Here is a 13,441-nt window from a genome sequence, read left to right on the forward strand (position 1 = left end):
GCCGGTGGGAGGCTGTCCGCCGTGACGTCACCCGGTGAACTCGAACGGACATTGCGGAAGAACCTGCGCGGAGAGGTCGACTTCGGCGCCGCCGCCCGCGCCCTGACGACCATGGACGCCTCGAACTACCGCCGCGTCCCGGTCGGCGTGGTCGCCCCGCGCGACGCCGACGACGTGGCCGCCGCGCTCGCGGTGTGCGCGGCGGCCGGGGTCCCCGTCGTTCCGCGCGGCGGCGGCACCTCCATCGCGGGCCAGGCGACGGGCGTCGGCGTCGTGCTCGACCTCACCCGGCACATGAACGCCCTGACCTCCCTGGACCCGGCCGCCCGCACCGCCGTCGTCCAGCCCGGCCTGGTCCTCGACCGGCTGCGGGACGCGGCCCGCCCGCACGGGCTGACCTTTGGGCCGGACCCCTCCACGCACTCCCGCTGCACCCTCGGCGGGATGATCGGGAACAACGCCTGCGGCGCCCACTCGGTGGCCTGGGGAACCACCGCCGACAACGTCGCCGAGCTCGCCGTGACGGCGTACGGCGGCGCCTCCTACCGGCTCGGCACCGGCTGGGACGGCGCACCCGGCGGGCTGCGGGAGCTGGTCTCGGGGAACCTGGCCGTCCTGCGCACCGGCATGGCGGGAGGCTTCTCGCGGCGGATCTCCGGCTACGGGGCCCTGGACGCGCTGCTCCCCGAGCGGGGCGTGGAGGTGGCCCGGGCGTTCTGCGGGACCGAGGGCACCCTCGGGGTGGTCACCGAGGCGCTCGTACGGCTCGTGGAGCTGCCGGCCGCCCCGGCGCTGGCCGTCCTCGGGTACGCCGACGAGAGCGCGGCCGCGCAGGCCGCGGCGGGCCTGCTGGAGTACGGGCCGCTGACCGTGGAGGGGATGGCCGCCGACCTCGTGGGCGGGGCCGCCGCCGGGCTGCCCCGCGGCGGGGCCTGGCTGTTCGCGGAGATGCGCGACGAGAGCGCCGCCCGGGCCCTGCTCCGGGCCTCCGACGCGGTCGACAGCCTGCTGCTCACCGACCCGGCGGCGCAGCGGGCCCTGTGGCGGATCCGCGAGGACGCGGCGGGCACGGCCACCCGGATGCCCGACGGGAGCATGGCCTGGCCGGGCTGGGAGGACTGCGCGGTCCCGCCCGCCCGGCTCGGCGCCTACCTGCGGGAATTCCGGGCCCTGCTGGCGGAGCACGGGCTGCGCGGATCCCCGTACGGCCACTTCGGCGAGGGCTGCGTCCACGTGCGGATCGACTTCGACCTGGTGACGCCGCCGGGCGTGGCCCGCTTCCGGGCCTTCTCCTCGGACCTCGCCGACCTGGTGGTCGCGCACGGGGGCTCCCTGTCCGGCGAGCACGGGGACGGGCAGGCGCGGGCGGAGCTGCTGCCGCGGATGTACGGGCCTTCGGTGATCGACCTCTTCGAGTCCTGCAAGCGGCTCTGGGACCCGGCGGGCGGCATGAACCCCGGGATCCTGGTCCGCCCGGCACGCCTCGACGAGAACCTCCGCTTCTCTTCCCTCCCGGCGTCCCTGCCCTTCGCGGGGGAGGTGGCGCGGTGCGTCGGCGTCGCGAAGTGCCGGTCGACGGAGGTCGGGGGGCCGGGGGTGATGTGCCCGTCGTACCGGGCCACGGGGGAGGAACGCCACTCCACGCGGGGGCGGGCGCGGCTGCTGCACGAGATGCTGGCCGGAGAGATCATCCGGGACGGCTGGCGTTCGGCGGAGGTCGCCGAGGCGCTGGATCTCTGCCTCGGCTGCAAGGGCTGCCGCAGCGACTGCCCGGTGGGGGTCGACATGGCCTCCTACAAGGCGGAGTTCCTCCACCACCACTGGGCGGGCCGGCTGCGCCCGCTGTCCCACTACGCCCTGGGCGGGCTGCCGGCCCTCCTCCGCCTGCTCACCACCCTGCGGCTGGCGGGGCCCCTGAACCTGGTGTCCCGCTTCCTCCGCGTCCCCGGCCTGGAGCGGTCCCGCCCCCTGCCCCGGCTGGCCCGGACCCCCTTCACCCGCGGGTGGCGCGCAGCGGTCCGCTCCGCGGGGCCGGGTCCCCTACCCGCCCTTCCACCGTTCCCCGGGCTCCGCCCGGACCCGTCCCCGGGTGCGGCGCCGTCGCCGGGGGCCAGCCCCCGGACCCCCGCTCCTCAAACGCCGGAGGGGCTGGGATCGCCCTCCGGGCAATCCGGCCCGTCGGGAGGCTCACGTACGGGCCGAGGCCGGCCAAATCCAGCCTCGCCGGCGTTTGAGGCGCGGGGTCTGGGGCGGAGCCCCAGGGGGTCCGGGGCGCAGCCCCGGGGAACGGTGGAAGGGCGGGTAGGGGACGGCCGCCCGCAGGGCACGCCCGGGGCGACCGGTGCCGGGGCCGTCGTGACGGTGTGGCCGGACACGTTCACGGAGTACCTCGCGCCCGAGGCCGGTCACGCCGCCCTGCGGGTGTTGCGGGCCGCCGGCCTGGAGACCACCGTCCAGGCGGGCCGGGTCTGCTGCGGGCTGACCTACCTCTCCACCGGCCGCCTCGACACCGCCCGCAGGGTCCTGCGCCGCACCCTGGACGCCGTAGGCGACCCGCAGGGGCCCGTCACCGTCCTCGAACCGAGCTGCGCGGCAGCGCTGCGCACCGATCTGCCCGCCCTCCTCCCGGAGGACCCCCGCGCAACCCGTCTCGCAGCGGCCGTCCGAACCTTCGCCGAGACCCTGGAGGAGTACGCCCCGCACTGGCAGCCGCCCCGCCTCGACCGGCCGGTCGCCGGCCAGACCCACTGCCACCAGCACGCCGTCCTCGGGGACGACCCCGACCGCCGGCTGCGCGAGCGCGCCGGGCTGACGGGGGAACTGAGCGGCGGCTGCTGCGGCCTCGCGGGCAACTTCGGCTTCGAGCCCGGTCACCACGAGGTGTCCGTGGCCTGCGCCGAGGAGCAGCTCCTGCCGTCGCTGCGGGCGGCAGCTCCGGGCACGGAGGTGCTGGCGGACGGGTTCTCCTGCCGGACCCAGATCGCGCAGCTGGCCGGCGGCCGGGCCCGCCACCTGGCGGAGGTCCTGGCGGACGGCTTGCCGGAACCGGACGTGCACCAGGTGTAAGGCAAAACACGGAAGCACGCTCCTTACCGACCCCCTAATCTGGATAAATGCCCGCACCCTCCTCACCCACGAGCACCAGCACGAGCACCAGCACGAGCACCGCCACGCCCACCGAGCCCTCGCGAGCGACCACCACCACCGCCCCCGCCGACGGCTCCTTCCGGGCCCGCTTCGGCCCCGTCGCCCTGGTGGTCACCGCGGGCGTCTCGGTGCAGTTCGGCGCCGCCCTCGCGGTGATGCTCATGCCGCGGGCGGGCGCGGCCGGCGTGGTCACGCTGCGGCTCGCCGCGGCCGCGCTGGTGCTGCTGCTCGTCTGCCGGCCCAAGGTGCGCGGGTACTCCCGCTCCGACTGGTCGACCGTGGTGTGGTTCGGCGTGACCATGGCCGGCATGAACGGGTTCATCTACCAGGCCATCGACCGCATCCCCCTCGGCCCCGCCGTCACCCTGGAGGTGCTGGGCCCCCTGGTGCTCTCCGTCGTCGTCTCCCGCCGCCTGCTCAACCTGCTGTGGGCCGGGCTGGCGCTGGCCGGAGTCGTCCTGCTGTCCACCCACGGCGGAGGCGGCCTCGGCGGGCTCGACCCGCTGGGCGTGGCCTTCGCCCTCGCGGCGGGCGGCATGTGGGCGGCGTACATCGTGTTCAGCGCGCGGACCGGCCGCCGGTTCCCGCAGGCCGACGGGCTGGCGCTGGCGATGGCCGTGGCCGCCGTACTGTCCCTGCCGCTCGGTGTGATCGAGGCCGGCTCGGCCCTGCTGCACCCCAGCACCCTGCTCCTGGGCCTCGGCGTGGCGCTGCTGTCCTCGGTCCTGCCGTACACGCTGGAACTGCTCGCCCTGCGCAGGCTCCCGGCGCCGACCTTCGCGATCCTGATGAGCCTGGAGCCCGCGATCGCCGCGACGGCCGGGTTCCTGATCCTGAACCAGGCGCTGTCCGCGCTCGACGCGGCGGCGATCGCGCTGGTCATCGTCGCGAGCATGGGCGCGGTCCGCTCGCAGACCCGCCCGAGCCCGCCGTCCGGGTCTCAGGCCGTCGTCGAGGGGTCCGGTGCGGGCAGGAACTGATCGTAAAAGCCGGCCTTGAGCCGCAGCGCCCGCTCTTCGGTCTCCCTGAACCCGGCCGCACCGGCTGCGCGGCCCGTCCCGCCCGGCCCGTCCGCTCGGCCGAGGAGGTCGGTCACCCGGGCGGCCAGCCGGTCGGAATGCGTGTCGGACAGCATGGACACGGTCGCGAGCGAATGCGTCTTCGCGTCGTGCACCAGGTGCGGGTGGTAGAAGCGCGAACGGTTGCGGCCGCCGCCCTCGCTCGTGAACAGCGGCCCCATCCGCTCCCACAGCCGTCCGTACTCGACGGAGACCAGCACCTCGCCCCAGAAGCGGAGGAAGGTCAGCAGCCGCAGGTCGGCGTCGGCGTGGCCGCCCGCGTCCGCGATCAGTTCGAGGGTGCCGGTGATGGCACGCTGCGTCGCGGCCGTCGGCCTCGACGCCACCAGGGCCTCCCGGGACACTCCGAGCCGGCGCAGGTCCTCCGTCATGTCCTCGCGGTGTGAGGGCGTGTGCCCCGTGGCCCCCGGGTACTCCTCGCGCAGGATGATCCGCGCGATCCGCAGCCCCTCCTCGTCGCGCAGCAGGTCGATGGCCAGGTCGTACGACGGGGTGAACGCGAGCGATACGAAGCGCCGCTGGAGCAGCAGCGCGGTGAAGTCCTCGTCGGGCAGCCGGGTGATGTTCGCGAGGACCGGATGCTCCTCGAAGCGCTCGATCAGCCCGTTCTCGAAGCCGTCCAGCTCGTGCAGCTCGCTCGGTCCGTGCACCTCGCCCTGCCCGTGCAGCCCGTCCCGTCGGCCCGGAGCGCCCAAGTCGTGCATGGCCGTACCTTTCCGTGGATCTGGTGGTGAACCGGGATCCGGATCACCAGCTGATGTTTCTGAGCGACTCGCGCCAGTCGGCCAGGGCCACGTCGCGGCCGATCTCCCACAACGTGTCCAGCTCCTTCTGGACCTGCCGTCCCATCGTGGTGTCGCTGCCGTCGATCTCGGTCTGGGCGGAGTCGACCGCGAGCTGGCGGTGCAGGAACGAACTGACCAGAAAGTGCTCGTCGGCCTTGTGTACGGCGATGGACGGCAGGGAGTTGTACACCCGCACGCTGAGCAGTGCGCGTCCCGCCGGCCCGACCGCGCGGTGCAGCTCCGCGAGGCCGGCCAGGCACATCTCCACCCGGGCCTTGACGTCCAGGGCGAGCGCGGGGTCCCGTACGGAACGCAGCGCTTCGTCGCGCAGTCCCGCCACGGGGGAGGAGGGGTACAGGAGCATGATCCGCACCGGGACACCGTGGTCCACCAGCGCCTTCTCCAGCGACGGCTGGAGGTGAGCCAGGTTGGGGATGAAGGTCTGCAGGATGGCCACCTCCTGGGTGGCGCCCTCCACGAACGCGTTGAACTGCACGTCGGGGAACTCCGCGTGCACCCGGATCACGCCGAGGTAGTTCTCCTGCTTGAGCTGCTGCGCGACGGTGTCGATGTCCAGCTTGGCGAGCTGCGCCTGGAAGCTGGTGTCGAGCCGGGCGACCTGCGTGCGCAGGGTGTCGTCGAGCCGGGTGACCTGCGCCTCGACCACGTCGAGCTTGCGCAGGCGGTCGATCTCCAGCAGGAGGAACACGGTGACCGTGCTCAGGATGAGCAGGGTGACCTTGGGGAGCGCGCCCCCGGGTGCGAGCGCGTCGAGCCACCCCAAGAGGTCCGCGATCAGTACCACGACGCCCGATGTGGACATCAGGGCAAGCGCGATCCGTTCCACCCGATAGCGAACGTCGACACTCATGTCGCTCCAGCCCCCGTGCCCGGTACCCCGTACCTCGTGCCCGTCGTGGTCGGCGATGACGCTATACCGACTCCCTTTGTTCCAGGGAGGTTTGAGGCGTTGCGTGGGGAAGGGTGGGGCGAGATCAGGCCACGCCCGGGCCGGTCAGTTCCAGATGACGTCGCCGGCCGGCAGGGGGATCGCGTCGGCATGCTGGACGTTCGCCTCGACGTGCGCCGCACCGGACGTCCCGGTCGGCTGTTCCCCGTCCGGGAAGTCCTGGCCCCATCCGCTGGCCATGGCCACGCCCAGCGCGAGGGCGCTCAGGGCGGCGGTCGCGAAGTACATTCCACGCGTCGTCATGCGCGGAGCATCCCAGCCGGCCGCGCCGGAGGGAAGGCCTCACCCGGTCCTGTGCGAACCGTCACCCGGTCCCGTGCTCACCCGGGGCCGTGCTCACCCGGGGCCCCCGCCCCCGTCCCGGCCGTCCCGTAGCGCGCCGCCGTCGTGGCGGCCGCCGCTCCGATGCGCCGGCGCAGGGCGGGCGGGGCGAGTACCTCCGCCTCCGCGCCGAGCCCCAGGAACTGCGCCTCCGCGTGGTCCTGCGACTCGATCGGCAGGACCGCCCGTGTCCACCCGGGCAGTTCCGGGTCCGGGGTCCCGGTGGCGGCCAGGGCCCTGGCCTGGGCACCGGTCAGCCGGGCGGCCGCGCGCGCGGAGACCCGTACCTCCGCCTCCTGCGGGTACAGCCGCTCGTGGAACTCCGCCTGGCTGCGCCGCCAGTGGGCGGCGAGCTCGAAGCCGTCGGGGAGCATGCATTCCCCGCCGGTCTCGCGTACCGCCAGGATCTGGTCCACCCGGTAGGTGCGCGGGGGCGGCGGGCTCTGAGGGCCGTCCGCCTCCGCCGTGGCCGCCGTGCCCGCCGTGGCCTCCGCTTCGGGCGTGCCCGCGACCAGGTACCAGCGCCCCGCCTTCAGGACCAGCCCGTACGGGGCCAGTCGCCGGTCCACCTCGTGCGGCGCCTTCCAGCGCCGGTACCGGACCTCGACGATCCGCCCCCGCCACACCGCGTCGGCGATCCGCCCCAGGTGCGGGGTCTCCTCGTGCTCCGCGTACCAGCCGGGCGCGTCCAGGTGGAAGCGCAGCCGCATCCGGTCGGCCTGCGCACGCAGCTCCGCGGGCAGGGCGGCGCGCAGCTTCAGCTGGGCGGTGGACAGGGCGCGGCCGAGACCGAGTTCGGCGGCCGGCCCCGGCATCGAGGTGAGGAAGAGGGCCTCCGCCTCGCCCGGGGCCAGCCCGGTGAGGCGGGTGCGGTAGCCGTCGAGGAGCTGGTAGCCGCCGCTGTGCCCGGCGTCGCCGTACAGCGGGACACCGGCGGCGGCCAGGGTCTCCGCGTCGCGGTAGACCGTACGGACCGACACCTCCAGCTCCCCGGCGAGCTCGGCGGCGGTCATCCGGCCGCGGGTCTGGAGCAGGAGCAGGATCGAGAGCAGCCGGCTGGACTTCACTTGGACTTCACTGACAGATGATGTCAGTGAAGCGCTCGTACGGTTCCCCCATCAGCGCAGAGAACAGCGCGACGAACAGCGCGACGAACAGCGCAGAGCATCAGAGAACAGTTGTTGGGGGAGACCGCACATGAACGACTTCGACTTCTTCGTCGGCACCTGGGACGTGTCCAACCGGTGGCTCGCCGACTTCCTGGACGCGGACAGCGGCTGGGAGGTGTTTCCGGCGGTGTCCCGGGCCACCCGCCACTTCGACGGCGCCGCGAGCTTCGACGAGATCGAGTTCCCGACGAAGGGCTTCGCGGGGCTGACCCTGCGGCTCTACGAGCCCGAGCACGAGCGGTGGACTCTCCACTGGGCCGGCCGCCGGACCGGAACGCTCTTCCCGCCCGTCACCGGACGGTTCGACCCGGCCACGGGGACGGGCGTCTTCGAGGGCGAGGACACCTACGAGGGCAAGGCGGTCCTGGTGCGGTTCGTGTGGTCGAGGACGGACACGGACTCCCCGCGCTGGGAGCAGTTCTTCTCGGCCGACGGGGCCGGGAGCTGGATCCACAACTGGACGATGGACTTCAGCCGCCGGGCGGCCGACACCGCCGCCGCTTGACCCCTTCCGTCCGGCGGCCGCGCGTCACAGGAGCCCGAGCGGCCCGAGCGCCGAGGTCAGTCCGCTCGGCCGCTGTTCGACGGGCAGGTGCTCGACCAGCCGGACCGGGCACCCCAGCGCCGCGGCCCCCGTGTCCGCGTCGGCGCTGTCGCCGACCATGAGCACGTCCGCGGGCGCCGCCCCGAGGGCGTCGCAGGCGACCTGGAACAGGCGGGGGTCGGGCTTCTGGACCCCGTGCTCGAAGGAGAGCACGTACGCGTCGACGAACCGGTCCAGCCCGTGGGCGCGGAAGACGGGCCGCAGGTCCCAGCCGATGTTGCTGACGACGGCGACGGGGACGCCCCGCTCGCGCAAGGCGGCGAGGGTGGCCGCGGTATCGGGGTAGGGCCGCCAGGCCGCGGGGGTCCAGTGCCGGTCGTAGAGGGCGTCGGCCAGCTCCGGGGAGGGCAGTGGCACCTCGCGGGTGAGGGCGGTGTAGGCGGCCCGGTGCTTCTCGGGGCTCAGGTCCCGCTCCCGCCACAACGGCTCCAGCCGCGCCGGCAGCCGCTGCGGCGAGGCGCCGCCCGGCAAGGCGCCCGCCTCTTCGAGGAGGGCGGCCAAGGAAACGAGTTCGGCCTCGGGCAGGTCGATACCGGCGTCCGTCACGACCGCGCGCAGCCAGTCCTCGGTGGGCTCGACGCGGAAGAGGGTGCCGGAGAAGTCGAACATCACGCCTTTGACGGCGCCCGCGAGCACGCCTTCGTCCCCGTACACGTCCATGTCCCTCTCCCCGCCCCTGTCTTGCGCCCGGCCGTGACGGGGATCCTCGCCGCGGAGGCGGGCGACGCGCAAGCGCAGTGGAGATTCAGCCCCTCCGGCGTTTGAGGAGCGGAGGTCCGGGGGCTGGCCCCTGCCGCCCAAGTCCCCTCTCATCCAACTCCATTCGCTTCGAAAAAATAAATGCAAGCACGCTTGATTGTTTTCCTGGCGACTGCCACGCTTCCCCTCACGCCGAGAAGGGGAGCGCACCCGTGCCCGATCCGTCCGCTGTCGAGAACGTCTTCGCCGTCTTCGCCGATCTCCGCGAGGAGGGCCGGGAACTCGACTCCCTGGTCGGGGATCTGCCCGACGCCGACTGGGCGAAGCCCACGCCCGCGCCCGGCTGGAGCCTCGCCCACCAGATCGCCCACCTGCACTGGACCGACCGGTCCTCGCTGCTCGCCCTCACCGATGCCACCGCCTTCGCGGGGCTGGTCGAGGAGGCACTGAAGGCCCCGGATTCCTTCGTCGACGCGGGCGCCGAGGAGGGCGCCGCACTGGCCCCCGCCGAGCTGCTCGCCCGCTGGCGGGCTTGCCGCGCCGCGCTCGACGAGGCCCTCGCCGCGGCCTCGCCCGACGCCAAGTTCCCCTGGTACGGGCCGCCGATGAAGGCCGCTTCGATGGCGAGCGCCCGCCTGATGGAGACCTGGGCGCACGGCCAGGATGTCGCCGACGCGCTCGGGGTGCACCGCGTACCGACGGCGCGGCTGCGGCACGTGGCGCGGATCGGAGTGCGGGCGCGCGACTACGCGTACGCGGTACGGGGACTGCCCGCGCCGGCGCAGGAGTTCCGGGTGGAGCTGACGGCTCCGGGAGACCGCGCCGAGGTGTGGACGTACGGTCCCGGGGACGCCCCGCAGCGGGTCACCGGCCCGGCGCTCGACTTCTGCCTGCTGGTCACCCAGCGCGCCCACCGCGCCGACCTGTCCCTGACGGCGTCCGGCCCCGACGCCGACCGCTGGCTCGACATCGCCCAGGCCTTCGCCGGCCCGGCGGGCCCGGGCCGCGCGCCGGGAGCCTCCCGGTGACCCGGCGCCCCCTGCTGATCGGCAACGCGTCGGGCTTCTACGGAGACCGCTTCGACGCCCTGCGCGAGATGCTGACGGACGGCCCCCTCGACGTACTGACCGGCGACTACCTGGCCGAGCTGACCCTGCTGATCCTCGGCCGCGACCGGCTGAAGAACCCGGAACTCGGCTACGCCAAGACCTTCCTGCGCCAGCTGGAGGAGTGCCTGGGCCTCGCCCACGAGCGGGGCGTACGGATCGTGGTGAACGCGGGCGGCCTGAACCCGGCGGGACTCGCCGGAGCGGTGCGCACGCTGGCCGCGAAGCTGTCGGTTCCGGTCTCGGTCGCGCACGTGGAGGGCGACGACCTGATGCCGTACCCGCTGCCGTCCGGGGAGGGCGCGCTCACCGCGAACGCCTACCTCGGCGGCGCCGGGATCACGGCCTGCCTGCGGGCGGGCGCGGACGTGGTGGTGACCGGCCGGGTCACCGACGCGGCCCTGGTGAGCGGGCCCGCGGCGTGGTGGTTCGACTGGGCGCCGGACGACCACGACCGGCTGGCCGGGGCGGTGGTGGCGGGGCACGTACTGGAGTGCGGCACCCAGGCCACGGGCGGCAACTACGCCTTCTTCACCCGGCACGACGTGTCCCGGCCGGGGTTCCCGCTGGCGGAGATCGCCGAGGACGGCTCGTCGGTCATCACGAAGCACCCGGGCACGGGCGGAGTCGTGCGCGTCGGTACGGTCACGGCGCAACTCCTCTACGAAACCCAGGGAATCCGCTACCTCGGCCCCGACGTGACGGCCCGCCTGGACACGGTCCGGCTGACCCAGGCCGGCCCCGACCGGGTGGCGCTCTCGGGCACCCGCGGTGAATCTCCGCCCGCGACCCTCAAAGTGGGCGTGACCCGCATCGGCGGCTGGCGCAACGAGGTCGTCTTCGTCCTGACGGGCCTGGACGTGGACGCGAAGGCGGCCCTGGTGCGGGAGCAGTTGACCCCGCTCCTGTCCTCGGTGTCCTCCGCGGAGTGGACGCTCTCCCGCACGGACCACGAGGACGCGTCCACGGAGGAGACGGCGAGCGCGCTGCTCCGCCTGGTCGTCCGCGATGCGTCCCCCGACAGGGTGGGCCGCGCCCTGACCTCGGCGGCCATCGAACTGGCCCTGGCCAGCTACCCGGGCTTCCACGTGACGGCCCCGCCGTCCCCGGCCCAGCCGTACGGAGTCTTCGAGTCGGCCACCGTCCCCGCCGGCGAGGTCCCCCACACGGCGGTCCTCGCGGACGGCACGAGGCTCCGGGCCGGTGCGGAGGGCGGCCCTGCGGGGCTGGTCCCCTACCCGCCCTTCGCCCGTTCCCCGGGCTCCGCCCAGACCCGCACCGAGTCCGGACCGCCCGCAAATCCAGCCCCGCCGGCGTTTGAGGCGCGGGGGTCCGGGGGCGGAGCCCCCGAAGGGGCCGGGGCGCAGCCCCCGGTTTCGGGAAGGGGCGGGGTGGGGGAGAGCCCCGCAGGGCCCGCCGCCCCCGAGCCGCAGCTTCCGGCCGCCCCCGAACCGCAGGCGTCTACCACCCCCACCCGCCGGGTGCCGCTCGGCACCATCGTCGGGGCCCGCAGCGGCGACAAGGGCGGGGACGCCAACGTCGGGGTATGGGCGGAGAGCGACCCCGCCTGGGAGTGGCTCCACACCACCCTCACCGTCGAAGCCTTCAAGGCGCTGCTCCCCGAAGCGGCCCCACTGGAAGTGACCCGAGCCGAGCTCCCCAACCTCCGCTCCCTCAACTTCACCATCACCCGGATCCTCGGCGACGGCGTGGCCTCCGGCCACCGCTTCGACCCCCAGGCCAAGGCCCTCGGCGAATGGCTCCGTTCCCGCCACGTGGACATCCCCGCAGCCCTGCTGGAGCCCCCCGCGGGCCCCGTACCCCCGGCGGAGCCGCCCGCGGGCCCCGTGCCCCCGGCGGAGCCGCCTGCGGGCCCCGTGCCCCCGGCGGAGCCGTCCGCGGAGACCCCCGTACCCACCACCGCCCCGGAGGGGACCCCGTGACCCGCCTCAAGAGCGCCGTCGACCCGCTCGCCCCCGAGCACGCGCAGGCCCGTACCGCCGCCCTGGAACGCCTCGCCGAGCTCGATGCCGCGCACGCCACCGCCCTCGCCGGCGGCGGCGAGAAGTACACCGCCCGCCACAAGACCCGCGGCAAGCTCCTCGCCCGCGAGCGGGTCGAGCTGCTCCTCGACCCGGACACCCCCTTCCTGGAGCTGTCCCCGCTCGCCGCCTGGGGCAGCGACTACCCGGTCGGCGCCTCGATGGTCACCGGCATCGGCACCGTCGAGGGGGTCGCGTGCCTGGTCACCGCCAACGACCCCACCGTCCGCGGCGGCGCCTCCAACCCCTGGACGCTCAAGAAGGCACTGCGCGCCAACGAGATCGCCCGCCAGAACCGGCTGCCCTGCATCAGCCTCGTCGAGTCCGGCGGCGCCGATCTCCCCTCCCAGAAGGAGATCTTCATCCCGGGCGGCGCCATCTTCCGCGACCTCACCCGGCTCTCCGCCGACGGCGTCCCCACCATCGCCGTCGTCTTCGGCAACTCCACCGCCGGAGGCGCGTACATCCCCGGCATGTCCGACCACACCATCATGATCAAGGACCGCTCCAAGGTGTTCCTGGGCGGCCCGCCGCTCGTCAAGATGGCCACCGGCGAGGAGAGCGACGACGAGTCCCTCGGCGGAGCCGACATGCACGCCCGGACCTCCGGCCTCGCCGACTACTACGCCCTCGACGAGCACGACGCCATCCGCCAGGCCCGCCGCGTCGTCGCCCGCCTCAACCACCGCAAGGCCCACCCCGATCCGGCCCGCGCCGAAGAGCCCCTCCACGACCCGGAGGAACTCCTCGGGATCGTCCCCGCGGACCTCAAAACCCCCTTCGACCCGCGCGAGGTCATCGCCCGGATCGTCGACGCCTCCGACTTCGACGAGTTCAAGCCCCTCTACGGCACCAGCCTGGTCACCGGCTGGGCCAGCCTGCACGGCTACCCGGTCGGCATCCTCGCCAACGCCCAGGGGGTGCTGTTCAGCGCGGAATCGCAGAAGGCGGCCCAGTTCATCCAGCTCGCCAACCAGCGCGACATCCCGCTCCTCTTCCTCCACAACACCACCGGCTACATGGTCGGCAAGGAGTACGAGCAGGGCGGCATCATCAAGCACGGCTCGATGATGATCAACGCGGTCTCGAACTCGAAGGTCCCGCACCTCTCCGTCCTCATCGGCGCCAGCTACGGCGCCGGCCACTACGGCATGTGCGGCCGCGCCTACGAGCCGCGTTTCCTCTTCGCCTGGCCCAGCGCCAAGTCCGCCGTCATGGGCCCCGCCCAGCTCGCCGGCGTGCTCTCGATCGTCTCCCGCCAGTCCGCCGCGGCGAAGGGACAGCCCTACGACGAAGAGGCCGACGCCGGCATGCGCGCCTTCGTCGAGGCGCAGATCGAGTCCGAGTCCCTGCCGATGTTCCTGTCAGGACGGCTGTACGACGACGGGGTCATCGACCCGCGCGACACCCGTACCGTCCTCGGCCTGTGCCTGTCGGCCGTCCACAACGCCCCCGTCGAGGGCGCCCGTGGCGGCTTCGGCGTCTTCCGGATGTGAGCCCGCACATGACCCCGCACCTG

11 protein-coding genes are annotated in these 13,441 nt (G+C 74.0%); 6 read left to right on the forward strand and 5 right to left on the reverse strand.

The genetic code is table 11. The annotated features are described in order from the left end of the window. Nucleotides 1–111 precede the first annotated feature (111 nt). Nucleotides 112–3,066, forward strand: coding sequence for an FAD-binding and (Fe-S)-binding domain-containing protein (locus OHA37_RS21315; RefSeq protein WP_266912961.1), 2,955 nt, complete (start codon nt 112–114; stop codon nt 3,064–3,066). 47 nt (nt 3,067–3,113) lie between these two features. Further along, entirely contained in the window at nt 3,114–4,127 is a 1,014-nt protein-coding gene (locus OHA37_RS21320) for an EamA family transporter (protein ID WP_266907561.1), read from the forward strand. On the opposite strand, the gene OHA37_RS21325 is transcribed toward OHA37_RS21320, so the two are convergent. The 4 genes from OHA37_RS21325 to OHA37_RS21340 all read right to left on the reverse strand — a co-directional run bounded on the left by OHA37_RS21325 (nt 4,088) and on the right by OHA37_RS21340 (nt 7,369). Then, nucleotides 4,088–4,930: a hypothetical protein gene (locus tag OHA37_RS21325; RefSeq protein ID WP_266907563.1), complete on the reverse strand. Its 843-nt coding sequence runs from the start codon at nt 4,928–4,930 to the stop codon at nt 4,088–4,090. The two genes, OHA37_RS21320 and OHA37_RS21325, sit on opposite strands and share 40 nt — an antisense overlap. A 43-nt stretch (nt 4,931–4,973) precedes the next feature. Then, a complete protein-coding gene (locus tag OHA37_RS21330) occupies nt 4,974–5,882 on the reverse strand; it encodes a hypothetical protein (RefSeq protein WP_266907565.1) in 909 nt (302 codons plus the stop codon). A gap of 144 nt (nt 5,883–6,026) precedes the next feature. Continuing rightward, a complete protein-coding gene (locus tag OHA37_RS21335) occupies nt 6,027–6,224 on the reverse strand; it encodes a hypothetical protein (RefSeq protein WP_266907567.1) in 198 nt (65 codons plus the stop codon). Between the two features lie 77 nt (nt 6,225–6,301). Beyond that, nucleotides 6,302–7,369: a helix-turn-helix transcriptional regulator gene (locus OHA37_RS21340; RefSeq protein WP_266907569.1), complete on the reverse strand. Its 1,068-nt coding sequence runs from the start codon at nt 7,367–7,369 to the stop codon at nt 6,302–6,304. 130 nt (nt 7,370–7,499) lie between these two features. Between OHA37_RS21340 and OHA37_RS21345 the strand changes: the two genes are divergently transcribed. Further along, nucleotides 7,500–7,976 (forward strand): hypothetical protein, encoded by a 477-nt coding sequence (locus OHA37_RS21345; protein ID WP_266907571.1) that lies wholly within the window; start codon nt 7,500–7,502, stop codon nt 7,974–7,976. 24 nt (nt 7,977–8,000) lie between these two features. Here OHA37_RS21345 and OHA37_RS21350 read toward each other — a convergent pair whose 3' ends face one another. Next, nucleotides 8,001–8,735 (reverse strand): HAD family hydrolase, encoded by a 735-nt coding sequence (locus tag OHA37_RS21350; RefSeq protein ID WP_266907573.1) that lies wholly within the window; start codon nt 8,733–8,735, stop codon nt 8,001–8,003. A gap of 251 nt (nt 8,736–8,986) precedes the next feature. Between OHA37_RS21350 and OHA37_RS21355 the strand changes: the two genes are divergently transcribed. From OHA37_RS21355 to OHA37_RS21365, 3 genes are all read left to right on the forward strand, one after another. Then, nucleotides 8,987–9,802 (forward strand): TIGR03084 family metal-binding protein, encoded by an 816-nt coding sequence (locus tag OHA37_RS21355; RefSeq protein WP_266907575.1) that lies wholly within the window; start codon nt 8,987–8,989, stop codon nt 9,800–9,802. Between the two features lie 68 nt (nt 9,803–9,870). Further along, nucleotides 9,871–11,823: an acyclic terpene utilization AtuA family protein gene (locus OHA37_RS21360; protein ID WP_323182411.1), complete on the forward strand. Its 1,953-nt coding sequence runs from the start codon at nt 9,871–9,873 to the stop codon at nt 11,821–11,823. Next, nucleotides 11,820–13,418, forward strand: a complete 1,599-nt coding sequence (locus OHA37_RS21365) for an acyl-CoA carboxylase subunit beta (RefSeq protein ID WP_266907579.1) — start codon at nt 11,820–11,822, stop codon at nt 13,416–13,418. The genes OHA37_RS21360 and OHA37_RS21365 overlap by 4 nt, the downstream gene beginning before the upstream one ends. Nucleotides 13,419–13,441 lie beyond the last annotated feature (23 nt).

Origin of the sequence: Streptomyces sp. NBC_00335 (genome assembly GCF_036127095.1) — a bacterium.
In the GTDB taxonomy this organism is placed as follows: domain Bacteria; phylum Actinomycetota; class Actinomycetes; order Streptomycetales; family Streptomycetaceae; genus Streptomyces.

What these genes read in the sequence shown, in the direction of transcription:
- OHA37_RS21315 (WP_266912961.1), top strand. Translation starts at nt 112, where the DNA reads ATGGACGCCTCGAACTACCGCCGCGTCCCGGTCGGCGTGGTCGCCCCG.
- OHA37_RS21320 (WP_266907561.1), top strand. Translation starts at nt 3,114, where the DNA reads ATGCCCGCACCCTCCTCACCCACGAGCACCAGCACGAGCACCAGCACG.
- OHA37_RS21325 (WP_266907563.1), bottom strand. Translation starts at nt 4,930, where the DNA reads ATGCACGACTTGGGCGCTCCGGGCCGACGGGACGGGCTGCACGGGCAG.
- OHA37_RS21330 (WP_266907565.1), bottom strand. Translation starts at nt 5,882, where the DNA reads ATGAGTGTCGACGTTCGCTATCGGGTGGAACGGATCGCGCTTGCCCTG.
- OHA37_RS21335 (WP_266907567.1), bottom strand. Translation starts at nt 6,224, where the DNA reads ATGACGACGCGTGGAATGTACTTCGCGACCGCCGCCCTGAGCGCCCTC.
- OHA37_RS21345 (WP_266907571.1), top strand. Translation starts at nt 7,500, where the DNA reads ATGAACGACTTCGACTTCTTCGTCGGCACCTGGGACGTGTCCAACCGG.
- OHA37_RS21350 (WP_266907573.1), bottom strand. Translation starts at nt 8,735, where the DNA reads ATGGACGTGTACGGGGACGAAGGCGTGCTCGCGGGCGCCGTCAAAGGC.
- OHA37_RS21360 (WP_323182411.1), top strand. Translation starts at nt 9,871, where the DNA reads ATGCTGACGGACGGCCCCCTCGACGTACTGACCGGCGACTACCTGGCC.